Annotated in this window: 24 protein-coding genes; 9 read left to right on the forward strand and 15 right to left on the reverse strand. The window is 68.3% G+C overall.

From position 1 onward, the window contains the following. Positions 1 to 8 precede the first annotated feature (8 nt). Positions 9 to 1,475 (forward strand): nitrogen regulation protein NR(I), encoded by a 1,467-nt coding sequence (gene ntrC / locus LXT13_RS02150; protein ID WP_233369960.1) that lies wholly within the window; start codon positions 9 to 11, stop codon positions 1,473 to 1,475. 115 nt (positions 1,476 to 1,590) lie between these two features. On the opposite strand, the gene LXT13_RS02155 is transcribed toward ntrC, so the two are convergent. From LXT13_RS02155 to LXT13_RS02185, 7 genes are all read right to left on the reverse strand, one after another. Beyond that, positions 1,591 to 2,067: a hypothetical protein gene (locus tag LXT13_RS02155; protein ID WP_233369961.1), complete on the reverse strand. Its 477-nt coding sequence runs from the start codon at positions 2,065 to 2,067 to the stop codon at positions 1,591 to 1,593. Positions 2,068 to 2,103: 36 nt separating this feature from the next. Further along, the gene (locus LXT13_RS02160; RefSeq protein ID WP_233369962.1) at positions 2,104 to 3,819 is read right to left on the reverse strand and encodes a bifunctional protein-serine/threonine kinase/phosphatase; all 1,716 of its coding nucleotides are present in this window, start codon (positions 3,817 to 3,819) and stop codon (positions 2,104 to 2,106) included. Beyond that, on the reverse strand, positions 3,819 to 4,631 hold the full coding sequence (locus LXT13_RS02165; protein WP_233369963.1) for a formate/nitrite transporter family protein: 813 nt from the start codon (positions 4,629 to 4,631) through the stop codon (positions 3,819 to 3,821). The genes LXT13_RS02160 and LXT13_RS02165 overlap by 1 nt, the downstream gene beginning before the upstream one ends. 12 nt (positions 4,632 to 4,643) lie before the next feature. Then, the gene (gene nirD, locus LXT13_RS02170; protein WP_233369964.1) at positions 4,644 to 4,973 is read right to left on the reverse strand and encodes a nitrite reductase small subunit NirD; all 330 of its coding nucleotides are present in this window, start codon (positions 4,971 to 4,973) and stop codon (positions 4,644 to 4,646) included. 18 nt (positions 4,974 to 4,991) lie between these two features. Next, positions 4,992 to 7,547, reverse strand: coding sequence for a nitrite reductase large subunit NirB (gene nirB, locus LXT13_RS02175; protein WP_233369965.1), 2,556 nt, complete (start codon positions 7,545 to 7,547; stop codon positions 4,992 to 4,994). 721 nt (positions 7,548 to 8,268) lie between these two features. Continuing rightward, positions 8,269 to 8,421, reverse strand: coding sequence for a hypothetical protein (locus tag LXT13_RS02180; RefSeq protein WP_233369966.1), 153 nt, complete (start codon positions 8,419 to 8,421; stop codon positions 8,269 to 8,271). Positions 8,422 to 8,493: 72 nt separating this feature from the next. Next, positions 8,494 to 9,453 carry an MBL fold metallo-hydrolase gene (locus LXT13_RS02185; protein ID WP_233369967.1) on the reverse strand — a complete coding sequence of 320 codons (960 nt, stop codon included), beginning with the start codon at positions 9,451 to 9,453 and terminating at the stop codon, positions 8,494 to 8,496. 65 nt (positions 9,454 to 9,518) lie between these two features. Between LXT13_RS02185 and def the strand changes: the two genes are divergently transcribed. Together def and LXT13_RS02195 are read left to right on the forward strand one after the other, a co-directional pair. Continuing rightward, positions 9,519 to 10,055, forward strand: a complete 537-nt coding sequence (gene def / locus LXT13_RS02190) for a peptide deformylase (RefSeq protein ID WP_233369968.1) — start codon at positions 9,519 to 9,521, stop codon at positions 10,053 to 10,055. Positions 10,056 to 10,131: 76 nt separating this feature from the next. Then, on the forward strand, positions 10,132 to 12,036 hold the full coding sequence (locus LXT13_RS02195; protein ID WP_233369969.1) for a DUF6600 domain-containing protein: 1,905 nt from the start codon (positions 10,132 to 10,134) through the stop codon (positions 12,034 to 12,036). A gap of 10 nt (positions 12,037 to 12,046) precedes the next feature. On the opposite strand, the gene LXT13_RS02200 is transcribed toward LXT13_RS02195, so the two are convergent. After that, entirely contained in the window at positions 12,047 to 12,691 is a 645-nt protein-coding gene (locus LXT13_RS02200; protein WP_233369970.1) for an arylesterase, read from the reverse strand. Between LXT13_RS02200 and LXT13_RS02205 the strand changes: the two genes are divergently transcribed. After that, a complete protein-coding gene (locus tag LXT13_RS02205) occupies positions 12,690 to 13,361 on the forward strand; it encodes an ABC transporter ATP-binding protein (RefSeq protein WP_233369971.1) in 672 nt (223 codons plus the stop codon). The two genes, LXT13_RS02200 and LXT13_RS02205, sit on opposite strands and share 2 nt — an antisense overlap. A gap of 104 nt (positions 13,362 to 13,465) precedes the next feature. Here the strand turns inward: LXT13_RS02205 and LXT13_RS02210 are convergent, their stop codons facing one another. The 4 genes from LXT13_RS02210 to msrB form a co-directional block, all read right to left on the reverse strand. Continuing rightward, complete coding sequence (locus tag LXT13_RS02210) at positions 13,466 to 14,269, reverse strand: peptidylprolyl isomerase (RefSeq protein ID WP_233369972.1); 804 nt, start codon at positions 14,267 to 14,269, stop codon at positions 13,466 to 13,468. Positions 14,270 to 14,339: 70 nt separating this feature from the next. Further along, the gene (locus LXT13_RS02215; RefSeq protein ID WP_233369973.1) at positions 14,340 to 14,603 is read right to left on the reverse strand and encodes a BolA family protein; all 264 of its coding nucleotides are present in this window, start codon (positions 14,601 to 14,603) and stop codon (positions 14,340 to 14,342) included. Beyond that, a complete protein-coding gene (locus LXT13_RS02220; protein ID WP_233369974.1) occupies positions 14,600 to 15,232 on the reverse strand; it encodes a septation protein A in 633 nt (210 codons plus the stop codon). The genes LXT13_RS02215 and LXT13_RS02220 overlap by 4 nt, the downstream gene beginning before the upstream one ends. A 58-nt stretch (positions 15,233 to 15,290) precedes the next feature. Continuing rightward, a complete protein-coding gene (gene msrB / locus LXT13_RS02225) occupies positions 15,291 to 15,716 on the reverse strand; it encodes a peptide-methionine (R)-S-oxide reductase MsrB (protein ID WP_233369975.1) in 426 nt (141 codons plus the stop codon). 186 nt (positions 15,717 to 15,902) lie between these two features. Between msrB and LXT13_RS02230 the strand changes: the two genes are divergently transcribed. Further along, on the forward strand, positions 15,903 to 17,537 hold the full coding sequence (locus LXT13_RS02230) for a 3-(methylthio)propionyl-CoA ligase (protein WP_304622796.1): 1,635 nt from the start codon (positions 15,903 to 15,905) through the stop codon (positions 17,535 to 17,537). Positions 17,538 to 17,622: 85 nt separating this feature from the next. On the opposite strand, the gene LXT13_RS02235 is transcribed toward LXT13_RS02230, so the two are convergent. After that, entirely contained in the window at positions 17,623 to 18,114 is a 492-nt protein-coding gene (locus LXT13_RS02235) for a diguanylate cyclase domain-containing protein (protein ID WP_233369976.1), read from the reverse strand. A gap of 242 nt (positions 18,115 to 18,356) precedes the next feature. Here LXT13_RS02235 and LXT13_RS02240 point away from each other — a divergent pair, with 242 nt between their 5' ends. The 3 genes from LXT13_RS02240 to LXT13_RS02250 are packed head-to-tail and all read left to right on the forward strand — an operon-like array spanning position 18,357 to position 22,128. After that, entirely contained in the window at positions 18,357 to 18,914 is a 558-nt protein-coding gene (locus LXT13_RS02240) for an ECF-type sigma factor (RefSeq protein WP_233369977.1), read from the forward strand. Positions 18,915 to 18,924: 10 nt separating this feature from the next. Beyond that, entirely contained in the window at positions 18,925 to 21,639 is a 2,715-nt protein-coding gene (locus LXT13_RS02245; RefSeq protein WP_233369978.1) for a serine/threonine-protein kinase, read from the forward strand. A gap of 39 nt (positions 21,640 to 21,678) precedes the next feature. Continuing rightward, positions 21,679 to 22,128 (forward strand): hypothetical protein, encoded by a 450-nt coding sequence (locus LXT13_RS02250; protein WP_233369979.1) that lies wholly within the window; start codon positions 21,679 to 21,681, stop codon positions 22,126 to 22,128. A gap of 33 nt (positions 22,129 to 22,161) precedes the next feature. Here LXT13_RS02250 and LXT13_RS02255 read toward each other — a convergent pair whose 3' ends face one another. Both LXT13_RS02255 and LXT13_RS02260 read right to left on the reverse strand, forming a co-directional pair. Then, complete coding sequence (locus tag LXT13_RS02255; protein ID WP_233369980.1) at positions 22,162 to 23,013, reverse strand: J domain-containing protein; 852 nt, start codon at positions 23,011 to 23,013, stop codon at positions 22,162 to 22,164. 74 nt (positions 23,014 to 23,087) lie between these two features. After that, complete coding sequence (locus tag LXT13_RS02260) at positions 23,088 to 25,256, reverse strand: sodium-translocating pyrophosphatase (protein ID WP_233369981.1); 2,169 nt, start codon at positions 25,254 to 25,256, stop codon at positions 23,088 to 23,090. Positions 25,257 to 25,410: 154 nt separating this feature from the next. Here LXT13_RS02260 and ppa point away from each other — a divergent pair, with 154 nt between their 5' ends. Then, positions 25,411 to 25,950, forward strand: a complete 540-nt coding sequence (ppa, locus tag LXT13_RS02265; RefSeq protein ID WP_233369982.1) for an inorganic diphosphatase — start codon at positions 25,411 to 25,413, stop codon at positions 25,948 to 25,950. The last annotated feature ends 12 nt before the right edge of the window (positions 25,951 to 25,962 follow it).

Genomic DNA, 25,962 nt, shown 5'->3' on the forward strand with positions numbered 1-25,962 from the left:
GGAAACGCATGAAATCCATCTGGGTTGTTGACGACGACCACTCGATCCGCTTCGTGCTCGAGAAGGCCCTGGCCCGCGAGGGGCTGCCGGTGCGCAGCTTCAGCAATGCGCGCGACATGCTCGCCGCACTCGACGACGACACCCCACAGGTGCTCGTCTCCGACATCCGCATGCCCGGCGGCTCGGGCCTCGAGCTGCTGGCCAAGGTCAAGGCGCGCCTGCCGGCGTTGCCCGTCATCATCATGACGGCCTACTCCGACCTCGACAGCGCCGTGTCGGCCTTCCAGGGCGGTGCCTTCGAATACCTGCCCAAGCCCTTCGACCTGCCGCGCGCCGTGGAACTCATCCGCCGTGCTCAGGAAGAAAGCCAGCGCGAGGCCGGAGAGCAGGAAGCCGCCGCGCAAGTGCCCGAGATGCTGGGTCAGGCGCCAGCGATGCAGGACGTCTTCCGCGCCATCGGCCGCCTGTCGCAGAGCAACGTCACCGTGCTCATCACCGGTGAGAGCGGCTCGGGCAAGGAGCTCGTCGCCCGTGCGCTGCACAAGCACAGCCCGCGGGGCGAAGGCCCATTCGTTGCCATCAACACCGCCGCCATCCCGAAGGACCTGCTGGAGAGCGAGCTGTTCGGCCACGAGCGCGGCGCCTTCACCGGCGCCCAGGCCTCGCGGCGCGGCCGCTTCGAGCAGGCCGACGGCGGCACGCTGTTCCTCGACGAAATCGGCGACATGCCCTTCGAGCTGCAGACGCGGCTGCTGCGCGTGCTGTCCGACGGCCAGTTCTACCGTGTCGGCGGTCACAGCCCGCTGCGCAGCAATGTTCGTGTCATCGCGGCCACCCACCAGAACCTCGAAGAGCGCGTTCGCCAGGGCGCGTTCCGCGAGGACTTGTTCCATCGCCTGAACGTCATCCGCCTGCGCCTGCCGCCCTTGCGCGAGCGCAAGGAAGACGTGCCTGCGCTGGCCCGCCACTTCCTGCAGCGCAGCGCAACCGAACTGGGCGTAGAGCCCAAGCGCCTGAGCGATGCCGCGCTGGTCGTGCTGACGAACTTCGAGTTCCCCGGCAACGTGCGTCAATTGGAGAACATCTGCCACTGGCTCAGCGTCATGGCGCCCAGCCAGGTGGTGGAGCCCAAGGACCTGCCGGATGAACTGCAGCCGGGCTATGTGGCCGCGCCCGCGCCACTGCAGCCGCTGGCATCGCAGGGCGTGGCGGCCGCCCCGATCGCCGTGCCGGCCGCTCCCGCCAGCACCAGTAGCGGCGATGGCTGGCTGGCTGACATGGCGACCGACGCCCGCGCCCGCCTGCTGGCGGGTGAACCCGACGTGTGGGATGCGCTGACGAAGCGCTTCGAAGCCCAGCTCATCTTGACTGCGCTGGACATCACCCGTGGCCGTCGCATTGAGGCCGCGCAGAAGCTCGGCATCGGGCGGAACACGATTACGCGCAAGATCCAGGAGCTGGGGCTGGACGTCTGAGGTCAGGGACAGGCCGTTTGCCTTAGGTTGCGGTGAACACGGCGGAACCCCAACGCCGTGGCGGCGCATTCGGTCGTCAATGGCCGTTCCATCGCGGGAGGAAATGGGTCTCCATTCACTCTCGCCCTGCTTGCTCTGCAGGCTTTTGATCAGCGCAGGGCGCGAACTTGAACGTCAGGTCGTACGACAGGTTCTGCCGCGTGGGGACCACCAGCTTCAATTGCAATGTGTCAGAGGCCACGGTGCCGTCGAACGACGTGGTTGCGCTGGGTGACGAGGTCTGGAAAGAGAGGCGATTCCCTTCCATTCTGTATGTCGCTCCTTTTGCCCAGTGGGGCTGCGCCAGTTCCGGCCTGAACCGCTCGCACACGCGCTCCTGCCTGGCAGGCATCGCAGCCTGCATCAGAAACACGCGGCCATCCGGTGCAAACCGGAGAATGCTGATGTAGTCCGTGGCGTTCTCGTTCCTCTGCACTTCGCTTCGATAGACCCCGTCTGTGCGAACCGTCTGCGACATTGCGTCGGTGTGGGCAATGCCGACCACGAGGACCGCGAGCGAGATGCAATGCTTGGATCTTTGATTCGACAGCATGGGTCTGGTGTCGACTAGCGAGAGTGGGGTTGCGGTTCATTGTCCGCTGACCCGCAGCCCCAGCAACACCACCGTCGCCAGGCCGAACACCACCGTCAGCCCCCGCCAGAACAGCAGCGGATGCCGCTGCTGCAGCGGCGTGCGGTCCCGCTTCAAGAACTCCGGCCCCGGCGCGTGCAGGTCATGCACGAACTCCGACAGCGCCTGCTGCCGCCGCGGCGGCTGCGGTCGCAGCGCCTTTCTGAGCACGCGGTCCAGCCACTCCGGCAGGTCGGGCCGGTGCGTGCGCAGCGGCACGTACTGCAGCTTGTGCAGATCGCGCTCGCCGCGCACCTGCGGCACCTGCAGGCCGTAGGGCAGGGCGCCGGTGAGCATCTGGTAGACGAGCACGGCGAGTGAGAACAGTTCGCTGAGCGGCGAGCCGCCGTCGCCAGTGAAGTACTCGGGAGCGGTGTATTGCAGCGTGCCGGCGAGCGCCAGGGGGCGGGCGTCGCCTTGGGCCTCGCTCAAGCCCGCGACATGGGCGGATGCGAGGTCGATGAGGATCACCGTGCCCTGACGATCGATGATGAGGTTCTCGGGCCGCAGGTCCTGGTGCAGCATCTCCTTTCGGTGCAACGCCTGCAGACCACGGCCGATCTGTTCGGCGATGCCGCGCACCTCGTCCAGCGCGGGTCGCGGATGGTCCACCATCCATTGCGCCAGTGTCTGGCCGTGGATGAACTCGACAGCAGTGAACAAGTGCTCGCGCCGAGCTTCGGCCTGTGCCGCCTTGATGACATGCGGACTGTCCACGCGCCGGGCAACCCACTCCTCGGTGGCGAAACGGTCCAGCTCGCGGGGGTCGCCGGCCAGCTCCGCTGTGGGCAGCTTCAGGGCCCATTCGCGGCCCTGGGCATCGACGGCCAGCACGACCTGGCTGCGTGCCGTCTGCTGCAGCTCGCGCACGACGCGGTAGCCCTCGAAGGACTGCCGCGGCACCAGGCGCGGCGGCAGCTTCAGGCCGTCGCGGCTCAGCGGTGAGGTGAGAGCGTCGGGCAGCGACTCGATGCGCGCCAGCATGACCGTTGCGTTGTCCTCGCTGCCGCGCACCAGCGCTGCGGTCACCAGTGCCTCGGCCGCCGCTTGCAGGTCGTTGGCGTGCGCGGCGAGCGTCGCCTGCACGAGCGCTGCGTCCAGGCGTTCGTAGGCGCCGTCGGTTGCAAGCAGGTAGGTCTCGCCCACGTCGGCGGCCCAGCAGCTGTGGTCCACGTCCAGGTGCGGGCTGATGCCCAACGCCCGGCCAAGGTAGGTCTGGCCGTCCTGGCGCACGCGGTGGTCCTGGCTCAGCTGCTCCAGCGCGTTGGCATGCACGCGGTAGACGCGTGTGTCGCCGACGTGCAGCAGGTGCACCTCGCGGCCCTTGAAGACGAGGGCGCTGAACGTGCAGACGTGCCCGCGGTCCTTGTCGAAGCGGCCGTCGCCGCGTTGGCTTTGCGCGTAGAGCCAGCCGTTGGTGGCGGCCAGCACGCACTGCGCGGCGCGGCGCACCGTCCATGATTCGGACGTGCCGTAGTAGTCCTCCAGGAAGCCGCGCACCGCCGCCGCGCTGGCCACCTGGCTGACGATGCTGCTGCTGATGCCGTCGGCAATCGCCAGCGCGATGCCGCGCGAGCGGGCCTGGGCCTCGGTGGGCTGCGCGACGCCGTGGAAATCCTGGTTCAGCGTCTTGTGGCCGGCCTCCGAGTGCTGGCCGACCGACAGCTTGAGCATCAGCCCAGCACTCGCTTGGGGGCTGTCTTGTAGTGGGTCGAGTACAGCGACAAGCCCACGAATGTGAGTCCGCCCACGAGGTTGCCGACCACCGTGGGAATCTCGTTCCAGATCAGGTAGTCCATCAGCGTGAACTGGCCGCCCAGCATCAGGCCCGACGGGAACAGGAACATGTTGACGATGCTGTGCTCGAAGCCCATGTAGAAAAACACCATGATGGGCATCCACATGCCGATGGCCTTGCCCGAGACGGACGTGGACATCATGGCCGCGACGACGCCGGTGGACACCATCCAGTTGCAAAGCACGCCGCGGATGAAGAGTGTCAGCATGCCGGCCGCGCCGTGGGCCGCGTAGCCCACCGTGCGGCCTTCGCCGATGTGGCCGATCTTCTGGCCGATGGCATTGGGCGCCTCGCTGAAGCCGAACGTGAAGATGATGGCCATGAAGACGGCGACGGTCAGCGCGCCGGCGAAGTTGCCGAAGAACACCAGCGTCCAGTTGCGCAGCACGCCGGCCCAGGTCGCGCCGGGGCGCTTGTCCAGCACAGCCAGCGGCACCAGCGTGAACACACCGGTCAGCAGGTCGAAGCCCATCAGGTACAGCAGGATGAAGCCGACCGGGAACAGCAACGCGCCGATCAGCGGGTTGCCGGTGTTGACGCTGACGGACACCGCGAACGCCGCGGCCAGCGCCAGGATGGCACCCGCCATGTAGGCGCGGATCAAGGTGTCGCGGGTGGACATCAGCAGCTTGGATTCACCCGCGTCGACCATCTTGGTGACGAACTCGGTGGGGACGACATAGGCCATGGTGGATTTCCTTCAGCAGTGGTTCAGGGCGACGAGGACATGGCCGTTTTCGACGCGGACGGCATGCGCGTAGACAGACTGCTCGGGCGCCTCCAGGCACTCGCCGGTCGTGAGGTCGAAGTGGTTCTTGTAGAGCGGCGACGCGACGACGACGCGGTCGCCGAGGTTGCCCACCAGGCCGCGAGCCAGCACGCTGGCGCCGGAGCGTGGGTCGATGTTGTCGATGGCGTGGAAGCGGTCGGCGCCGATGCGGAACACGGCTACGTGGCGGCCGCCCACGCGGGCGGCCACGCCGGTGTCGGGCAGGATGTCGTCGACGCGGCAGACGGGAGTGAAGTTCATCATGTGGCTCCAGGCGGGTCAGGCGGTCGCTTCGGCACTGGCCTCGGCGGTCTGTTCGGCAGCGGCTTCTGCGCGCTCTTCGGGCCGCGCCGGACGGATCTGACCGCGCTCGGCGACAAAGACGATGCGCTCGTCCGGCTGCTCGCTGTTGACGAAGGAGCGGAAGCGCTGGCGCACCGCGGGCGTCTCGACGGCCGTCTTCCATTCGCACTGGTAGCTGTCGACGACCGCCTGCATCTGCGCCTCCAGCTCGCTGCCGAGGTTAAGCGAGTCGTTGACGATGACGTCCTTCAGGTAGTCGAGCCCGCCTTCCAGGTTGTCGCGCCAGGTGCTGGTGCGTTGAAGCCGGTCGGCCGTGCGCACATAGAACATCAGAAAGCGGTCGATGAGCTGGATCAGCCGCTCCTTGCTGAGGTCGCTGGCGATCAGCTCGGCATGGCGCGGCTTCATGCCGCCATTGCCGCAGACGTAGAGGTTCCAGCCCTTGTCGGTGGCGATGATGCCGACGTCTTTGCCCTGCGCCTCGGCGCATTCGCGGGTGCAGCCCGACACGCCGAACTTGATCTTGTGCGGCGCGCGCAGGCCTTTGTAGCGGTTCTCGATCTCGACGGCCAGGCCCACCGAATCGTCCACGCCATAACGGCACCATGTGCTGCCCACGCAGCTCTTCACCGTGCGTAGCGATTTGCCGTAGGCATGGCCGCTCTCGAAGCCGGCGGCGATCAGCTCCTCCCAGATCAGCGGCAGCTGCTCGACGCGGGCGCCGAACATGTCGACGCGGGCGCCGCCGGTGATCTTCGTGTAGAGGCCGTACTTCTTTGCGATCTGGCCGACGGCGATGAGGCCGTCGGGCGTGACCTCGCCCCCCGGCATGCGCGGGACGACGGAGTAGCTGCCGTCCTTCTGGATGTTGCCGAGGTAGTAGTCGTTGCTGTCCTGCAGCGGCGCCAGCTCGGGCTTCAGCACGAAGTCGTTCCAGCACGACGCGAAGATGCTGGCTGCTGCCGGCTTGCAGATGTCGCAGCCCAGGCCCGTGCCGTGCCGGGCCAGCAGCTCGCTGAAGGTCTTGATGCCGCCAACGCGGATCAGGTGGTACAGCTCCTGGCGCGAGTGCGGGAAGTGCTCGCAGAGATGGTTGTTGACGGCCATGCCGCGCTTGGCCATCTCCAGTTTCATGACCTGCGTGACCAGCGGCACGCAGCCGCCGCAGGTGGCGCCGGCCTTCGTGCAGGCCTTGATCTCGCCGATGGTCGTGCAGCCATCGCCCACCGCCGCGCAGACCTGGCCCTTGGTCACGTTGTTGCACGAGCACAGCTGCGCCGTGTCGGGCAGCGCATCCGGGCCGATGCCGACCTGCTTGCCGTCGCTGCTCGGCAGGATCAGGAACTCCGGCTCGGCCGGCAGCGCGATGCCATTGAGCGCGAGCTGCAGCAAGGTGCCGTACTCGCTCGCGTCGCCCACCAGCACCGCGCCGAGCAGCTTCTTGCCGTCGTCGCTGACGACGATCTTCTTGTAGACCTGCTTGCGCTCGTCCACGTACTGGTAGCTGCGGCACTTGGGCGTCTTGCCGTGCGCGTCGCCGATGCTGGCCACGTCCACGCCCATCAGCTTGAGCTTGGTGGAGAGGTCCGCGCCAGGGAACGTGGCTGCCGCATCGCCGGCGATGTGTCGTGCCGCCACGCGGGCCATCTCGTAGCCGGGGGCGACGAGGCCGAAGGTCTGCTCGTTCCAGCTCGCCACCTCGCCAATCGCGTAGACGTTGCGGTCGCTGGTGCGGCAGTGATCGTCGATGACAGCGCCGCCGCGCGGGCCTATGGCCAGCACGCATTGCCGGGCCAGCTCGTCACGCGGGCGGATGCCGGCGGAGAACACCAGCATGTCGGTCTCCAGCCAGCTGCCGTCGGCGAACACGAGGCGGTGGCGGGCCATCGCGCCGTCGGTGATCTCCACCGTGTTGCGGCCGGTGTGCACGGTCACTCCCAGCGCCTCGATCTTCTCGCGCAGCACGCGGCCGCCGGTGTCGTCGATCTGCACGGCCATCAGCCGCGGCGCGAACTCCACGACATGCGTCTGCAGGCCCATGTCGCGCAGCGCCTTGGCGCATTCCAGCCCCAAGAGGCCGCCGCCGATGACGACGCCGCTCTTGCTGACCTTGCCGCTGGCCTGCATGCCTTCGAGGTCCTCGATAGTGCGGTAGACGTGGCAGTGCGTGCGGTCGCGGCCCGGAACCGACGGCATGAAGGGGTAGGAGCCGGTCGCCAGCACCAGCTTGTCGTAGTGCACGACCTCGCCGTCGGCCAGCGTCACGGTGTGGTCGCGGCGCTCGATAGCCACGGCTTTGGCGGCCAGGCGCAGCCTGAACGCCGGGTGCTTCTCGAAGAAGCCCGGTGGCACCAGCGACAAGTCCTCGGCCGTCTTGCCCGAGAAGAACTCCGACAGGTGGACGCGGTCGTACGCCGGGCGCGGCTCCTCGCACAGTACCGTCACCTGCACGCTCGTTGCGGCAGGCCCTTCGGCGAGAGATTCGAGGAACTTCTGGCCCACCATTCCGTGGCCGATGAGGACGATGTGCATGGTCGCTTCCTGCGCTGCAGGCGCCTCATCCCATGAGCCTTGGCCCTGGGCGGAGACACCAGTAAGAAGGCCCCGGGAACCTCTGCAGGTTCGGTCGGGGCCGGTCAATGGGAGTCGCCGCCATTGGCGAGAAATCGGAGGGCTGTTGGTCAGCCCTGCGTACCCGTTGTTGCAAGACGCATGCCTGGCTGCGTCCTCAGCGGCGCTCCTGCGGGGCGGCCGCTGGACGCTGATCGCAGGCACTGAGCTGGTGCGCCGTGATGCACCGTCGCAAGGCGGTTTGCCCTGCCGGCGGGCCAGACTGAGGCTCGCCCCCTCCATTCGGCCAACTGGCCGAAGCCCGGCGCGCTGCTGCGCGTCTACATCGCGCTGGCCGTTCCGCCATTGCCCGAATTACTGCCCCAAGCCTGTCCCCCACGCCCGATGTCTGTGACACCGCCGGCTTGCGAGCCTGTGGCTTCGGCTGGCTCTGCGGGGGGCCGCTTGGGCTGTGCTCAGTTCATCGCCCGTGCAGGCGCAGGCGCTGCTGCAGGTGCAGCGCATCGACCACGCCGAGTAGCAGGCCCAGGCTGGCTGGGTCCCGCAGGCCTTGCCCGACGACTGGGGCGCGCGTGGCATGCCCCCGGCCGGGGACGGGCCGCTATCGCATGACGCTGACGCTGCCATCGGCCGGCGCCGAGGCTGGTCCGTGGCTGCTTTGGTCGGCGCGGTTCCCGCTGCATCACCGGGTCTGGCTCAATGGGGAGCTCGCCAGAGACACGCTCGGCGTGGCGGACGGCCCGCTGGCGTCGGGCGGACCCAGGTCCAGCAGCGCGAGGCGCGTGCTGCCGTCCAGGCGCGCCAGCGCCTGGGCGAGGCTCGCGGCCTGCAGCACCCGGAAAGCGCGCCTCGATGAGCCCGGCGAGCGCCTCGGCGAGCAGGCGGTGGTCGTCGACGAGCAGCAGCTTCATGCTGCCGGCGCCCGGTCCAGCCAGACCTCCAGGCCTTGTGCGTTCAGCTCCGCATCCATTGCCAGCCAGTCAGCCGCGTCGGCGTCCGCCGGATGGCCGTGGACGCGCAGTCGCGCCAGGTAGCCGTCCAGCAGGCCGGCCTTCAGGCGTTCATGCCGGTCCGGCGCATCGCGCAGCTGCCGAGCCAGCGCCACCATGTCGTCCACCTCGTCGAGCATCAGCGCGGCTAGGCGGCGCACCTCGTCCACCGAGCCGCCGATGCGGCCGTAATGCGTGACCTGCATCGCCACCGGCTCGGCGGCCAGCAGCCGCGCGACGGTGGCCTTCAGCGCGTCGGGGTCGAACTGCACCGGCGTGCTGGTGGGCAGGATCCACGCGCGGCCGTCCACATCGAACACGCGGTAGGACAGGCCGAAGGTGTCGCCCGTGAACCAACTGCGGCTGGCCTCGTCCCAGATCGCATGGTGGTGGCGGGCGTGGCCCGGCGTGTCGATGAGCCGCAGCGGCCGGCCGGCGAGGTGGATGACCTGGTCATCGTGGCTGGCCTCGGCGCGTTCGGCCGGCACAGGCACCAGCTTGCCGTAGCTGCGCTGCATCTCGGCGTCGCCGTAGACCGTCAGCGCGCTGAGCCACAGCGCCTTCGGGTCCACCATGTGGCGCAGGCCGCGCGGGTGGACGAGCGCGCGGGCGTTGGGCAGCGCCTCCATCAGCAGGCCCACGCCGCCGGCATGGTCCAGGTGCACATGCGTCGGGATGACCCAGTCCACCGCGTTGCGCGCCACGCCCAGCGTGTCCAGTGCCGCCAGCAGCCGCGGTACGGCATGGTTGGTGCCGGTGTCGATGAAGGCGGCGCGGCCGTCCTCGATCATCAGGTAGGCCGCGTCGAAGCGCGGGCGCTGGAAACCGGTGTCGATGGCGTAGAGGCCGTGGCCGAGGTCGTCGATGAAATCAGGCATGGAGGAGGGCAGCTGCAGGTGGCTTTCTAGAATCACCCGTCACGATTGTCCCAGGGAGAAATGCGGTGCCGGTTCACGAGATCCTGAAGATGGGCGACCCGAGGCTGTTGCGTGTCGCGCAGCCCGTCACCGAGTTCGGCACGCCGGCGCTTAAGGCCCTGATCGCCGACATGTTCGAGACGATGGCCGCCGCCAGCGGCGCCGGCCTGGCCGCGCCGCAGATCGGCGTCGACCTGCGACTGGTGATCTTCGGCTACACGAAGAACGTGCGTTATCCCGACGCGCCGCCTGTGCCGCCGACCGTGCTGATCAACCCGGTCATCGAGGTGCTCGACGGCGGTCGCACCGAGGGCTGGGAAGGCTGCCTGTCGGTTCCCGGCCTGCGTGGCGTCGTCGAGCGCGACGAGCGCATCCGCTACATCGGCTTCGATGCCGACGGCCAGCCCATCGATCGCATTGCCGACGGCTTCCACGCGCGCGTCGTGCAGCACGAGTGCGACCACCTCGACGGCATCCTCTACCCGATGCGCGTGCGCGACTTCACCCGTTTCGGCTACACGTCGGTGCTGTTCCCCGAGCTGGACCCGGCGGCCGACGATTGACTTGCAAAACTTGTAAGCGCGGTGCACCGCGGGCCGCTCCCGCCCGTTGCCGTATGACGCAAAGGAGCAGGGGCTCATGACCACACCGTCCAACGCAACCAGGCTCGTCCTGACCCGCAGCCGCTGGCGCATCCTGGCGATGGCGCTGCTCGTGTCCCTCGTGCCCGCAGCCAAGGCACAGGACGCCGACCGCGACCCACCGACACGCGCTGCGCGGGTCGTCGACGTCATCGGTGATGCCTGGCTGTTTGACCACGAAACACGCGAGTGGGTGCGGGTCGCGCGCAACCAGACGGTGGGCGAGGGCGACCGATTGCGCACCGACGAGCGCGGGCGCATGAGCCTGCGCGTGGGCTCCACGACCATCTGGGTCGACGAGCGCAGCGACCTCGAGTTCAGTCAGCTCGACGAGGGCCAGACGCTGCTGCAGATCGACCGCGGCGACGTTGCCGTGCGGCTGCGCAGCGCCGAGAACGCCGCCGAGACGCGGCTGCGCACCCGTGAAGGCACGGCGCAGCCGGAGCGCGAGGGGCTCTACCGCGTTGAACAACTGGACCGCGGCAGCAAGGCCTATGTATTTCAGGGGCGGTTGCGCTTCGAGTGGGCGCGCGCGGCGGCGCCGGTGGTGCTGGGCACGGGCGAGCAGGTGGAGTTCTGGTGGCCCGATGGCCCGCGCGCCGAACGCGGCCCGCTGTACAGCGACGGCTTCGGCGACTGGGTGCTGGCCGCCAGCCGTGATGAGGCCGACCGGCCCGTCGCGCGCTACGTGTCACCCGAGATGACGGGCGCAGAGGACCTGGACCGTTATGGCCGCTGGGAGACGGCGCCCGACTACGGCACGGTGTGGATCCCGACCACCGTCATCGCCGCCGACTGGGCGCCGTACCGCTACGGTCACTGGGCCTGGTCGCGTCTGTGGGGGTGGACCTGGGTGGACGATGCGCCGTGGGGCTTCGCGCCCTTCCACTATGGCCGCTGGGTCAGCTGGCGGGGCCGCTGGTGCTGGGCGCCGGGGGCCTATGTGCACCGGCCCGTCTATGCGCCGGCGCTGGTGGGCTGGGTGGGCGGCGGCTCGGTGAGCGTCAGCGTCACCATCGGCAACCGCCCGCCACCGCCGCGCTTCGGCTGGTATCCGCTCGCGCCGCGCGAGGTTTATGTGCCGGCCTACCGCCATTCGCCGCGCTACGAGCACCGCGTCAACGACCCGCGTGACCTGCGCGACCCGGTGACGGTGCAGCGCCCGCACCGCTACCGCGATTTGCCGTCAGCCGTGAGCACGCTGCCTTCCCCCGGCGCGCCCATCCAGGCTTTGCCCGTGCGCGGCCCCGACCACAAGGCCGAGCCCTGGGTGCGCCCGCTGCCCGTCGCACCTGGCCGCGGCGAGCTGGGGGCGGTGCTGCCGACGGCGCCGACTCGGCCCCGTGAGGTCGATGCGCCGCGGCCGCGCGAGCGGGATCGCGAGCCGGGCTCGGGCTGGCGCAGCGACAGCCAGTTCCCCGCGCGCCGCGACACGCCGCGCCCGCCGGAAATGGCCCAGCCGCTGCCGGCCCAACCGGCGCTCGTGCCTCAGCCCCAACCTCAGCCGCAGCGGCCGGCCTTTGAGCCGCCGCGCGGTGGCGACAACGTGCCGTGGCGCGCGCAGCCGTCGCCGCGTGACGATCGCCGAGATGAGCGTCGGGACGACCGCCGGGAGGAGCGCCGCGACGAACCCCGCCGCCCGCCTCAGGCCGTCATGCCGCAGACCGAGCCGCCGCGCGCGATGCCCATGCCCGAGCAGCGCCCGCCGGCGGTGATGGAGCAGCCTCGCCGCGTGGAGATGCCGACCCGCCCGGCGGCGATGCCCGAGCCGCCGCGCGTGCAGGCACCGGCGCCGCAGCCGCAGCCGCAGCCACCCCAACGTGCAGGCAACGATGGTGGGCCTCGTGGTGGCAAGCAGGACGGCCCCACGCGGGACCCGCGCCTGCGTCATGACGATCGTTGAGTAACGCCAGTCAGAGCAGCGGTTTCAGCGCCGGCCAGACGTTGTCCAGCATCTGAGGATGGGCCTTGGCCAGCGGGTGGATGCGGTCGGGCTGGAACCAGTCCATCGCGTCCGGCCGGTCGGCCACGCCCTTGAGTAGGAAGGGCACCAGCGTCGCCCGGGCGTCCTGGGCCACGGCGCTGAAGACGCCCTCGAAGTCGCTCGCATAGCGAGCTCCGTAGTTGGGCGGCACCTGCATGCCGACGACGATGATCTTGGCGCCAGCCTCCTGGGCTGCTCGGGCCATCGCCATCAGGTTGTCGCGCGTGCTGGCCAGCGGCAGGCCGCGCAGTGCGTCGTTGCCCCCCAGCTCCAGGATGACAATGGCCGGCTTGTGCATGCGCAACGCGGCCGGCAGACGGCTGCGGCCGCCGGCGGTCGTGTCGCCGCTGATGCTGGCGTTGACGACGCGGTGCGGCTTCTTCTGCGCGGCCAGGCGTGCCTGCAGCAGCGCCACCCAGCCGTCTCCGGCTTTCAGGCCGTACTCGGCTGACAGGCTGTCGCCGACGACGAGGATGACCGGCGTCCCGGCGGCCGCGAACGCCCCTGACGACCAGCCGGCCAGCACCCCCAGGCTACAGTGCGCCAACACCTTCCGCCGCTGCAGTCCCGACATGCCCGAAGCCCTTGTTCAAGTTGATCAGATCACCAAGCGCGTCCGAGACGCCACCGGGGAGCTGACCATTCTGCATGACATCAGTTTCGAGCTGACCGCGCGGGAATCGGTCGCCATCGTCGGCGCCTCGGGCTCGGGCAAGAGCACCTTGCTGGCCATCCTCGCGGGCCTGGACGTGCCCAGCGATGGCACCGTCAGGCTGCGCGGCGAGGATCTCTTCACACTGGACGAGGACGCTCGCGCGGCAGTGCGGGCGCGCGAACTGGGCTTCGTGTTCCAGAGCTTCCAGCTGCTGCCCAACCTGACGGCGCTGGAGAACGTCATGCTGCCGCTGGAGCTGCGTGGCGAGCGCGAGGCCCGCGAGCAGGCCGCCGCCATGCTGGCGCGAGTGGGGCTGGCCGAACGGCTGGGCCACTACCCGCGCGTGCTGTCGGGGGGGGAGCAGCAGCGCGTGGCGCTCGCGCGTGCCTTCGTACAGCGGCCTGCGCTGTTGCTGGCCGACGAGCCGACCGGCAGCCTCGACTTCGCGACCGGCGCCGCCGTGATGGAGTTGATGTTCGAGCTCAACCGCGAGGCCGGTACGACGCTGGTGCTCGTCACGCATGACCGCGAGATCGCCGCGCGCTGCGAGCGTCAGCTGCGCATCGAAGCCGGCCGGCTGGCTGTGTAGCCGGATTTCGCGGGGCCGGCCCGCCCGCGAAACATCCGGGCCGGAAACGAAAAAGCCCGCCGGAAGGGCGGGCTCGTCGTTGTGACTTCGTCGCAGCGCGGCGATTACTTGGCGAACTTGTAATCCGTCTTGGCCTTTTCGATCAGGCTTTGCTGGAAGTCGGCCATCTTCTGCTGCTCGATGCGCTGCTTGATCTGCGCCTTCACATCGTCGAAGGCCGGGAACGTGGCCGGGCGGATGTCTTCGAGCTTGATGATGTGATAGCCGAACTGGCTCTTCACCGGCTCCTGCGTCATTTCACCCTTCTGCAGCGCGGTCATGGCCTTGCTGAACTCGGGGACGAAGTTGTTCGGGTTGGCGAAGTCCAGGTCGCCACCGTTCTGGGCGGAGCCGGTGTCCTTGGAGTTCTTCTTGGCCAGTTCCTCGAAGCTGGCGCCAGCCTTGATCTGGGCGATCAGCGCCTTGGCGTCTTCTTCCTTCTCCACGAGGATGTGGCGGGCGCGGTATTCGTTGCCGGTGTTGGCGGCCTTGAACTTGTCGTACTCGGCCTGGGCCTCGGCGTCGGACACCGGGTTCTTGGCGCGGAAGTCTTCCATCAGGCCGCGGATCAGCAGGTTCTGCCGGCCGAATTCCATCTGCGTCTTGAAGTCGGCGGTCTGCGGGATGCCGGCCTTCTCGGCAGCCTGCACGAAGATCTCGTTACGCACGACGACGTCCTTGACCTGGGCTTCCAGTTCCGGCGAGCGCTGCTGCTGGCCGCTCTTGGTGACCTGCTGGATCAGCGATTCCACACGGGCCTTGGGCACGGGCTTGCCATTGACGGTGGCGATGTTCTGCGCCGTTGCGGCAGCCGGCACGAGCGCCGAGATGGTGGCCGCGACGACGGCGGCGAGCGCAAACTTCTTCATGGATGGGGGGATGTGATCTGTCTTGAAGAAACGCGCCCGGTTGCGGGGCGCGTGGGGGACGCCGACCTGCTCAGGGCTCTCCGGGAGCGCGGGCGTCGATGGCCAGAGCGTGGATTCCGCGCTGCATCAGGTCAGACAAACAATGATAAACGAGCCGATGGCGGGCCAGTCTTTGCAGCCCCGTAAAGCGGTCGCTGCGGACAGCCACATGAAAGTGCCCGCCTTCGCGCGCGCCGGCATGGCCCGCGTGATCGGCACTGTCGTCGCGCACGGCGAGCGCGATCGGCGCCAGTTCGGCGCGCAGCCGGGTCTCGATCTCGGAGGCGAGGCTCATGACTTGGGCCCCGAGTCGTCCGGCATGAACTTGCCCATGTAGAACCCCTGCGCGAGCGTGAACACCACCAGCAGCGCCGTCGAGCCGTAGGCCTTGAAGCCGACCCACGTCGCCTCGGAGAAGTTGTAGGCCACCAGCAGGTTCAGCACGCCCATGCAGCTGAAGAAGACGATCCACGCACGGTTCAGCGCGGTCCACACGGAAGCGGGCAGGGCCAGCTCGCTGCCCAGCATGGCCTGGATCAGGTTTTTGCGTAGGAAGGCCTGCGAGCCCCACAGCGCGAGAGCCATCGCCCAGTAGACGCCCGTGGGCTTCCACATGATGAAGGTCTTGTTGTGGAACCAGACGGTCAGCGCGCCGAGTGAGACGACGAGCACCAGGCTGATCCACAGCATCAGGTCGACCTTGCGGCGCAGCAGCTTCAGGATGACGACCTGGGCCAGCGTGGCAGCCATGACCACCAGCGTGGCCAGCATGACCGGGCCTTCCTCGGTGCCGACGGTGCCGCCTGACACCATGAAGCCGAAATGCTCCGTCGTGAACGCGGCGGCCCAGGCAGCGTGGTTCTTGCCGTACTGGTAGGAGCCGAAGAACAGGATCAGCGGCAGGAAATCGAGCAGGAGCTTCATGTCGGCGGTGCGCCGTGCGCCCCGGCATCCGGTGGGCGCGGGGCGACGGGCACGTGGGTTACTTCGCGGAATTGTCTCCGACGAAATCGATGGCGGCCGAATTGATGCAGAAGCGCTCGCCCGTGGGCTGCGGGCCATCGGGGAAGACGTGGCCCAGGTGCGAGCCGCAGTGGTTGCAGCGTACCTCCACACGCACCATGCCGTGGCTGCGGTCGACGACGCGCTCGATGACCTCGCTGTTGACCGGCGCCCAATAGCTGGGCCAGCCGCAGCCAGCGTCGAACTTGGTGTCTGCCTCGAACAGCGGCGTGCCGCAGCCGACGCAGTTGTAGTGGCCGGGCTGGAAGTGGTCCCAGTACTTACCGGTGAAGGCGCGCTCGGTTGCCGCGTGGCGGGCCACCTGGTACTGCATCGGGTCGAGCTGCTCGCGCCACTCGGCGTCGGACTTCTGCACGGGATAGGGCTTGCTGGGGTCGTGGCTCATGGGGCTGGCATCAAGAAGGGAAGACTCAGGTTGGGTCGGCTGAGCCGGCCAGACCTTTCAAGGTGAGGCTCAGTTTAGTGAGCGGCCTCCAGCCTTCGCCGGTCTGGGTGTTTCCCCGGGCGAGCTGCCTGCAACCGGCGTGTCCGCGTCGCTAGACTGCCCCGACAAGACCGCCCGGAGACCACCATGCCATTGCACGGACGAATGATGCTGGAGCCGCTGCTGATCTCGTCCTTGCTCCGGCATGCCGAGCGGCATGCGGGCGAGACGGAGATTGTCAGCAAGCGGGTCGAGGGCGACCTGCACCGCAGCAACTGGCGCGAGGTGGCGCGGCGCTCTCGGCAGGCCGCGCAGGCCTTCGCCCGGCTGGGCTGCGTGCCGGGCGACCGCGTCGGCACGCTGGCCTGGAACGGGCATCGCCATCTGGAGATCTATTACGGCACGTCCGGCTCCGGCCTGGTGTGCCACACGATCAACCCGCGGCTGTTTCCCGAACAGGTTGCGTGGATCGTCAACGACGCAGCGGACCGCGTGCTGTGCTTCGACACGACCTTCCTGCCGCTCGTCGAGAAGATCGCCCCGATGCTGACCACCGTGCAGTATTTCGTCGTGATGACCTCGCGGGCCCACATGCCGGCGGTCAGCAGCCTGCCCGGCCTGCTGTGCTTCGACGACCTGCTCGCACCCGAGGATGGCGGCTACGCCTGGCCCACGTTCGACGAGAACACCGCATCCAGCCTCTGCTACACCTCCGGCACGACGGGCCACCCCAAGGGCGCCCTCTATAGCCACCGCTCGACGGTATTGCACGCCTATGCCGCCGCGCTGCCCGACGCGATGGCCTGCGCCAGCCGCGACGTGGTCTTGCCGGTGGTGCCGATGTTCCACGTCAACGCCTGGGGGCTGCCGTACGCGGCCGCGCTGGTGGGCTGCAAGCTCGTGATGCCAGGGCCGCACCTCGACGGCAAGAGCCTCTACGAGCTGTTCGAGGCCGAGCAGGTCACCTTCAGTGCGGGTGTGCCCACGGTGTGGCTGGGGCTGCTGAACCACGTCAATGCCCACGGACTGAAGTTCTCGAGCTTCAAGCGCACAGTCATCGGAGGCTCGGCCTGCCCGCCGGCGATGATGGCCTCGCTGCAGCAGGACTACGGCGTGGAGGTCATCCACGCCTGGGGCATGACGGAGCTGTCGCCGCTGGGTACGCTGTCCAAGTTGACGACGCGACAGCAGTCCCTGCCGCCGGAGCAACAGCAGCGGCTGCTGGAAAAGCAGGGCCGCGTCATTTACGGCGTGGACATGGCCGTCATCGACGACGATGGCCGCTCGCTGCCGTGCGACGGACGCAGCGCCGGCAACCTGGTCGTCCGCGGGCACTGGGTCATCGGTCGGTACTTCGGCCAGGACGACTCGCCGTTGGTCAGCGTCGATGGCGAGCCCGGCTGGTTCCCGACCGGCGATGTCGCCACCATCGACGCCGACGGCTTCATGCAGATTACCGACCGCAGCAAGGACGTCATCAAGTCCGGCGGCGAGTGGATCAGCTCCATCGAGCTCGAGAACATCGCGATGGCTCACCCGGGTGTGCAGGAGGCCGCCGTCATCGCGGCGCACCACCCCAAGTGGGACGAGCGTCCGCTGCTCGTCGTCGTGAAGAAGCCCGGCGCCGCCGTGACCCGCGACGAGCTGCTGGCCTTCTACGAGGGCCGCATCGCGAAATGGCAGATACCGGACGACGTGGTCTTCGTTGCCGAACTGCCGCACACGGCCACCGGCAAGCTGCACAAGTTGCGCTTGCGCGAGCAACTGCGCAGCGACACCTAGGCTTAGCGAGCCGCCGAAGCGGCGTCAGGCATGCGCGCGAACCGGGAGCGCAGGGACCTGCGCAGCGGGCTCGGCCGGCGTGCGATCAATCGGCGTGCAGCCGGCGCCGTGCGGCTTCGGCCAGTTCAGCGCCGCTGCGCCCGTGGTCGGGGAATACCGCCGCGCCCATGCGCACCCGGGCATGCAGCAACTGGCCATCCACACCGTAGGCGCCCTCCAGGGTGTGCAGCAGCCGGCGTTCGACGATTTCGGCCTCCGACGAGCCAGCAGCCATCAGCAGCACGGCAAAGCCCTGGGCGCCGACCTGCACCACGTCGTCGGTGCCACGCACCCGGTTGCGCAGGCGCTGGCCGGCCATGTGGACGAGGCCGTCGGTGTTCACCGTCTCGCCGTCCTCCACGGGCGTTACTTCCACCCACAGCAGCGCCAGCCGGCCACTGGCCCGCCGGCATTGCGCGAAATGACGCGACACCCGCATGCCGAAGACGGCCAGCGAGTCCATCCGCGGCAGCTGCTCGACCGCACAGCCACGCCCGTGGTCGGGCGCGTCGTTCGTGGGCAGATGAGCAAGCGGCATTTCAGGCACTCCGGCAGCGGCGGTGGCGGGCGTGTCGCCCAGGTCAATGTCGGGGTGAGGGCCGATTGCCTGGCAGCGCGGCTGCGCCGGCCTCCCTGGCCTGCGTCGCAATGGACCCTCACTTGGATAAAACGCCGCCCGCCGACAGAACCCGACATCGACCATCAAAAAAAGTTTCGCCAGGCGGCCGGCGGCGGGCCCGATGGGCTTGTCGTCATCGCCCAGACGTTAGAGTCCGGCCCGTGCAAGACATCACCCAACTGCTGCAGGCCGCCCAGGGGGGCGATCGCGCCGCCGCCGACCAGGTCGTGGCGCAGCTGTACGCCGACCTGCAACGCATGGCGCGCCGCCATGTGCGTCAGGCGGGGGACATGACGCTGCTGGATACCACCGCCCTCGTCCACGAGGCATGGCTGCGTCTGGCTGGCGCGGCGGATGGGGTGGGTTTTCCCGACAGGCGCCACTTTCTGGCCTATGCTGCCCAGGCGATGCGTTCGGTCGTCGTGGACTTGGTGCGCGCTCGCCAGGCCGAGCGCCGCGGCGGCGGCCAGCAACACCTGACGCTGGACACCGCGCTGGCCGACCAACTACCCGACGGCGACACCGACATCCTGCGTGTGCACGAGGCGCTGGACGAGCTGGCCCAGTTGGAGCCCCGGCTGGCCCAGGTCGTGGAGATGCGCTACTTTGCCGGCCTGCGCGAGCAGGAGATCGCCGCCGCGCTCAACATCACCGAGCGCACCGTGCAGCGCGACTGGCAGAAGGCGCGGCTCTTCCTGTCCATGAGCCTCGGGGCCTAGACCTGCGGCGATGGATGCTCTCAACAAGCACCGCTGGCTGGCACTGAGCCCCCTGCTGGACGAGCTGCTGGACCTGGACGACGCCGCGCGCGACGAGCGCCTGGCCCGGCTGCGGGCCGACGACCCCGACACCGCCGAGCAGCTGCAGCGCATGCTCACCCGCGCGCAAGACCTGGAGGACCAGGGCTTCCTCAGCGCGCCGGCCGTCGCCCAGCTTGGCGACGCGCTGGCCTCCCTGCCGGGCGAGCCTGTCGAAGTGCCGGACCTCGCCGGTCAGCAGATCGGCGCCTACGTGCTGGAGCGCCCCCTGGGCCAGGGCGGCATGGGCAGCGTCTGGCTCGCTCGCCGGGCAGACGGCCGCTTCAGCGGCCACGTGGCCGTCAAGTTTCTGATGGCGGGGCTGCTGGGCCGTGGCGACGCGGGTCGTTTCGCGCGCGAGGGCGAGATCCTCGCCCGGCTGTCCCACCCGCACATCGCCCGGTTGCTGGACGCTGGCGTGCACCAGGGCGACCGGCCCTACCTGGTTCTGGAGTATGTCGACGGCCAGCCGATCGACGCCTACTGCCGCGAGCGACAACTGGGTGTCGAGGCCCGCGTGCGGCTGTTCCTGGACGTGCTGGCCGCCGTGGCCCACGCCCATGCGCGGTTGATCCTGCACCGCGACCTCAAGCCCAGCAATATCCTCGTCACGCGCGACGGCGACGTGAAGCTGCTGGACTTCGGCATCGCCAAGCTGCTGGACGACGCCGCGCAGGCGCTCGAAGGCGCCGCCGCCACCGAGCTGACGCAACGCGCTGGCAGCGCCTTCACGCCCCAGTTCGCCGCGCCGGAGCAGGTGCAGCAGGCCGACGTGACGACAGCGACCGACGTCTACGCGCTGGGCGTGTTGCTCTACGTTCTGCTGGGTGGCCGTCACCCCACGGCCGACGACACGCAGACCCAGCTGGACCGGCTGAAGGCCGTCGTGGAGCACGTGCCCAAGCGCTTGTCCGACGCTGCCGCTCGCCAGGACGACAAAGCCATCGCCCGTCAGTCCCGGTTGCTGCGTGGCGACCTGGACACCATCGTCGCCAAGGCGCTGAAGAAGTCGCCCGCCGAGCGCTACGCCAACGCGCAGGCGCTGGCGGAAGACCTTCAGCGCTGGCTGGCTCACGAGCCAATTGCGGCGAGGCCGGACAGCCGGGTCTATGTGCTGGGGCGGTTCGTACGGCGGCATCGGTGGTCTGTCGCGGCCGGCTCCGCGGCCCTCGTGGCGCTGATGGGCCTGACCGTCGTCAGCGTGTTGCAGGCGCAGCGGGCGCACCAGGCGGAGCAGCAGGCACAGGCTCGCCGGCAGCAGGCGGAGGACCTGCTGAGCTACATGCTCGGCGAGTTCGCCGACAAGCTCCGGCCGATCGGCCGACTGGAGCTGCTGGACAGCGTGGGGAGCAAGGCACTGAGCTTTCTGGCCGACGACCTGCAGGCCAGCCCGATGGAGCGGCTGCAACGGGCCAAGGCGTTGACCGTGATTGGCGAGGTGCGCATTTCCAAGCGTGACCTGGATTCAGCGCAAGAGCCCTTGGCCGCGGCAGCGGCGCTTGTGCAGGACAACCCACCCGCGCCGGCACTTGTCGCACCGTGGCGCAAGGCGCAGGGGGCGGTGGCCTTCTGGCAGGGAGAGGCGTTCTATCGCCAGAGACAACTGGAGCGAGCTGGGGAATTCTGGAACCGCTACCGGAGTGTGAGCGCCAAGTGGAATGAGGCTGACCCGCGCGACTTGGATGCCCAGTTGGAGCTCTCCTACGCGGAGAACAGCCTGGGCAGCGTGTATCTGCAGCAGGGGCGCTCTACGGAAGCCGAGCGCGCATTCAGGCATTCTCTGGCACTGAAGGACGCTGTGTTGCGTCAGCGTCCAGATGACCCGACGCTGCAGAGCGACTGGTGCGACACGGTGAGCTGGCTCGGCACCCTGTTCCACCAGGCGGGGCGCTACGCACGCGCGATTCAGGAGTTCGAGCGAGCGATTCCCGTGCTGCAGACGCTACGTCAACAGCACCCAGCCGACCTTGAGTGGCTGAATAGCGAGGCCAGCCTCCTGCTCAACATTGGTGCCGCTCAGATGCTTTCAGGTGTAGATGCTGAGCCGACTTTTAGCCGTGCCAAGGGGCTTGCCGAGCAGCTGCGAAGTGGCGATGCGTCGAACCTCGCCTGGGCTTTCTTGGCGCTCGACATCGACGCCCATGCGTTGGAGGTCGCAACCAACCTGTCGCCGGCCGAGAGGCAGCGTCGGGCCGGAGCGTTGTTGAAGAAGATGGATGAGCTGCGCCCGGGCAAGCCGCCGCTGGAGAACGCCCTGCCCACGCGTGTGAAGTTATTGGAGCTGATGGCCGCGGCGCCTTGCGCCCCTGCGCTGTGCAGTTTGCGAGATGCCACGTTGACAGAGACGGAGCAGCGGCTGGCAGATTTGATGGCCAAGCGTGGTAGTGGGGCTTCGTTAATGACCCTCACCACAGCAGTTCGATTGCAACTGCTAAAGGCCCAATTACTTGCAGCCGATAAGCAGTCAGGCCAGGCAGCTTGTGAACATGCCGACGCGTTGCTGGGGGTCCGTGGCGGCTGGATGCAGTCGCATGCGGACCTGACGCAGCGTTGGCTCAAGGTGCGAGAGTGCCTTGACCCTTTAGCCAATAGGCAGCCCGAATGGGTGGCAGCAAGAGCCTGGCTTGAACACCAGCGCAACGATTGACGGAGCGCTGGATAACTTTTCCTTTGCTTGGGAGCTTTCATGCCGACTTACGTCCCGCCCTATACCGTCACGGTCACCAGCCTTGCCGGGGGGCTTGCGCATTGCCGCTATGTCGATGGACAGAACCAGCCCGTGCCGTCTAACACGCCGCTGACCACAGAGACACCGAAGGGGGAGGAGGGCTCACTCGCCATCACCTTCACGGAAGCGACGGTTGACACGGCCAACCTTCGCCTGGTCGGCGCGGCGGTCAAGACGATCGGCAATGACCCTGCCATGAATCCGTACAACTACCTGTCGGCCACCAGAGCACCTGCTGACGACCAGTGGATTGACGAAGTGGTCATTCCCTGGGGGCCGGACCTGTACACCACTCGTGGTGTGGTGCTGTTGTTTGCGCAAGTGACCGACTCAGGCGACATGGTGAACTTCTTCCCAAGCGCTGACCCGCAGACGAAGAACAACGAGCCGCCTCCCGGCGCGTGCTGACGGACGCGCCAGCCGCGCTGGGCTGGGTTTGGATCAGCCCAGCCCCAACCCCGTCAACCGCTGATAACGCTTGCGTAAGAAGTCAGCCGCCAGCCTCGCATCGCCACCCACGCGTTCGCCGATGTAGAGCTCCTGGCGGCGTTCCGCGATCTGGGCGCGCAGGCGGTTGGCCATGATTTCCAGCGGCTTCATGCCGCCGGCCTCGGCCCGTTCAATGGCCACGCGCAGTTCGTGCATCTGCAGGCTTTGCAGCAGCGCCGTCTGCGCCTGAACGATGCGGATGCGGGACTGCACCATGTGTTCGCACAGGCCCAGCCAGGCCCGCACCGCGTCAGCCGGGCCGCCCAGCACGCGCTCGGGCAGTTCTCCTGCGGCCAGCAGCAGGGTTTCCAGTTTCGCGCGGTCGCCCAGCCCGTAGGCCTCGTTGACTGCCATCATCCTCTGCTCGCACACCTCGCGCTCCGGGCCCGAAGGCGCAAGGTCGGGGTGAAAGCGCATAGCGGCGCGGCGGTACAGCGTCTTCAGGGTGGGGGGCGGCAGGTCGGCCGTGGGGCCGGTGGGCTCGAGCGGCAGCGGCACGGCCTCGGGCAGGGCGGGCACGTCGGGCCAGGGCTTGGGCGGCGGGCGGTTGGGCATCGGCGCGTCGACCCCCTGGCGCTTCAGCGCGTCAAAGAGCAGGGCGGTGGCCTGGTGCAATTGGGCTTCGAGATCGTCGAGCTCGCGCATCAGCGGGCCCAGCGCCTCCAGGTAACGCTGCCGGAAGCCTAGCAGCTTGGCGCGCAGGCCATCGTGGTCGGCCTCCAAGACGGCAAGGTAGCCCCGGAGGTCCTGCAGCTGCTCGCGTCGCCGCGTCAGTTCATGCCTCGTGATCGCTGTGCCTGCCATGGCGTGCGATTGTGCCGCGCGCGGCCATGCAAAACGGCCTGCGAACAGGCCGTCTGGGCGGGATTTACCCGGTTTTACTGAGAGGCGGGCGTCGCCGCGGACGCGGGTGCCGGGAGCGTGCCGGCTGTGGGCGTGCTCACCGCGGCCTGGGTGGGCGTGGGCGCATGGCTGCTCGTGGTCATCGGCAGCAGCGGCACGATGAGTAGCGCCACGATGTTGATGATCTTGATCAGCGGGTTGACGGCCGGGCCAGCGGTGTCCTTGTAGGGGTCGCCCACGGTGTCGCCGGTGACGGCGGCCTTGTGAGCCTCGCTGCCTTTCTTGTGCAACTGGCCCTTGTCGTCGGTAAAGCCTTCCTCGATGAGCTTCTTGGCGTTGTCCCAGGCGCCGCCGCCGGTGCACATGCTGATGCCGACGAACAGGCCAGTGACGATGGTGCCCATCAGCAGGCCGCCCAGCGCTGCAGGCCCCAGCGCGAGGCCCACGATGATCGGTGCAGCAACAGGCAGCAGCGACGGCACGATCATTTCCTTGATGGCGGCCGTCGTGAGCATGTCCACAGCGGCGCTGTAGTCGGGCTTGCGCTGGCCGGCCATGATGGCGCCGTCGGCGAACTGCTTGCGCACTTCCACGACGACCGCACCGGCCGCGCGGCCCACAGCTTCCATCGCCATCGCGGCAAAGAGGTAAGGGATGAGGCCGCCGATGAACAGGCCCAGGATGACCTTGTAGTCGGATAGGTTGAAGGCCACGTCCATGCCGCGCGACTCCAGCGCATGCGTGTAGTCGGCAAACAGCACGAGGGCCGCCAGGCCCGCCGAGCCGATGGCATAGCCCTTGGTGACGGCCTTGGTGGTGTTGCCCACGGCATCCAGCGGGTCGGTGATATCGCGCACGCTGTCGGGCAGCTCGGCCATCTCGGCGATGCCACCGGCGTTGTCGGTGATGGGGCCGTAGGCGTCTAACGCGACGACGATGCCGGCCATGCTGAGCATGCTGGTGGCCGCAACGGCGATGCCGTAGAGCCCGGCGAGCTGGTGGGCCGCGAAGATGGCCGCGCAGACGAACAGCACCGGCCAGGCGGTGGACTTCATCGACACGCCTAGGCCGGCGATGACGTTGGTGCCGTGGCCGGTCGTGGACGCCTGGGCCACGTGTTGCACCGGGCCGTACTGCGTGCCGGTGTAGTACTCGGTGATCCACACCATCGCCGCCGTCAGCACCAGGCCCACGGCGCAGGCGCCGAAGAGTGCCATCGCGTTGGTGCTGCCGCCGCCCACCAGCTGCACCTCGCCGGGGAACATCGCGCGCGTGACGAAGAAGAACGCGATGAGGCTCAGCACGCCGGCCACGATGAGGCCCTTGTAGAGCGCCGGCATCACGTTCTTCATGCCGTCGCTGGCCTTGACGAAGAAGCAGCCGACGATGGAGGCGATGATGGACACGCCGCCGAGCGCCAGCGGGTAGACGACGCCAGCCAGTGCCGCGTCGCCCGTGATCATCAGCGCGGCCAGCGCCATCGCGGCGATCAGCGTGACGGCGTAGGTCTCGAACAGGTCGGCCGCCATGCCGGCGCAGTCGCCGACGTTGTCGCCGACGTTGTCGGCAATCACCGCCGGGTTGCGCGGGTCGTCCTCGGGGATGCCGGCCTCGACCTTGCCGACGAGGTCGGCGCCGACATCGGCGCCCTTCGTGAAGATGCCGCCGCCCAGCCGCGCGAAGATGGAGATCAGCGACGAGCCGAAAGCCAGGCCCAGCATGGGTTTGAGTGCAGCGCTGTCATGCCCGCCGCCAATGGCCAGATAGAAGCCGCCGACACCCAGCAGGCCCAGGCCCACGACGAGCATGCCGGTGATGGCGCCGCCCTTGAAGGCGACGTCCAGCGCCGGGCCGATGCCTTTCGTCGCCGCCTGCGCGGTGCGCACGTTGGCGCGCACCGAGATGTTCATGCCGATGAAGCCGCAGATGCCGGACAGCACCGCGCCGACAACAAAACCCACTGCCGTCGTCAGGCCAAGGCCCGAGACGGCAATGGCGATGGCCAGCACGATGCCCACGATGCTGATGGTGCGGTACTGCCGGCCGAGGTAGGCGGCGGCACCCTGTTGGATCGCCGCGGCGATCTCCTGCATGCGGGCATTGCCCGCGTCCTGGCTCAGGATCCAGCTGCGCTGGATGAACCCATAAAGAACGGCCGCGAGGCCGCAGGCCAGCGCGAAATACAGCGCCATCTCCGTCGACATGAATGCGTCTCCTCTGGTGCGTGTGATCGTCTCGGCCGCCACGGGCTGCGGGGGCCTGCGCGGCGGAGCTTAAGGGCGGGGTTTGGGGCGTCAGGGCAGCGTTTACCCATAAAACTAGAATGCGGGTTTTCCTTAGCCCTCAAAACGACGAACCATGAGCCTGCACAACGTGTCCCCCGGCGCCAAGGCGCCCGATGAGTTCAACGTCATCATCGAGATCCCGATGAATGCCGACCCCATCAAGTACGAGGTCGACAAGGAGAGCGGCGCGCTGTTCGTCGATCGTTTCCTCACGACGCCGATGTACTACCCGTGCAACTACGGGTACATCCCCAAGACGCTCGCCGACGATGGCGACCCGGTGGACGTGCTGGTCATCACCCCGTTCGCGCTGACGCCCGGCGTCGTCGTGACCTGCCGCGCGCTGGGCGTGCTGATGATGGACGACGAAGCCGGCGGCGACGCCAAGCTGCTGGCTGTGCCGACCAACAAGATCCTGCCGATGTACAGCCACTGGGAAAAGATCGAGGACGTGAACCAGATGCGCCTGAAGGCCATCCAGCACTTCTTCGAGCACTACAAGGACCTGGAAGCCAACAAGTGGGTCAAGGTCAAGGGCTGGGAAGGCCCCGACGCCGCCAAGCGCGAGATCACCGAAGGCATGGCGAATTACGCCAAGGAACTCGCCAAGTAAGCAGGCGCCGCC

Origin of the sequence: Pelomonas cellulosilytica, assembly GCF_021353265.1 — a bacterium.
GTDB classification, from domain to species: Bacteria; Pseudomonadota; Gammaproteobacteria; order Burkholderiales; family Burkholderiaceae_C; genus Pelomonas; species Pelomonas cellulosilytica.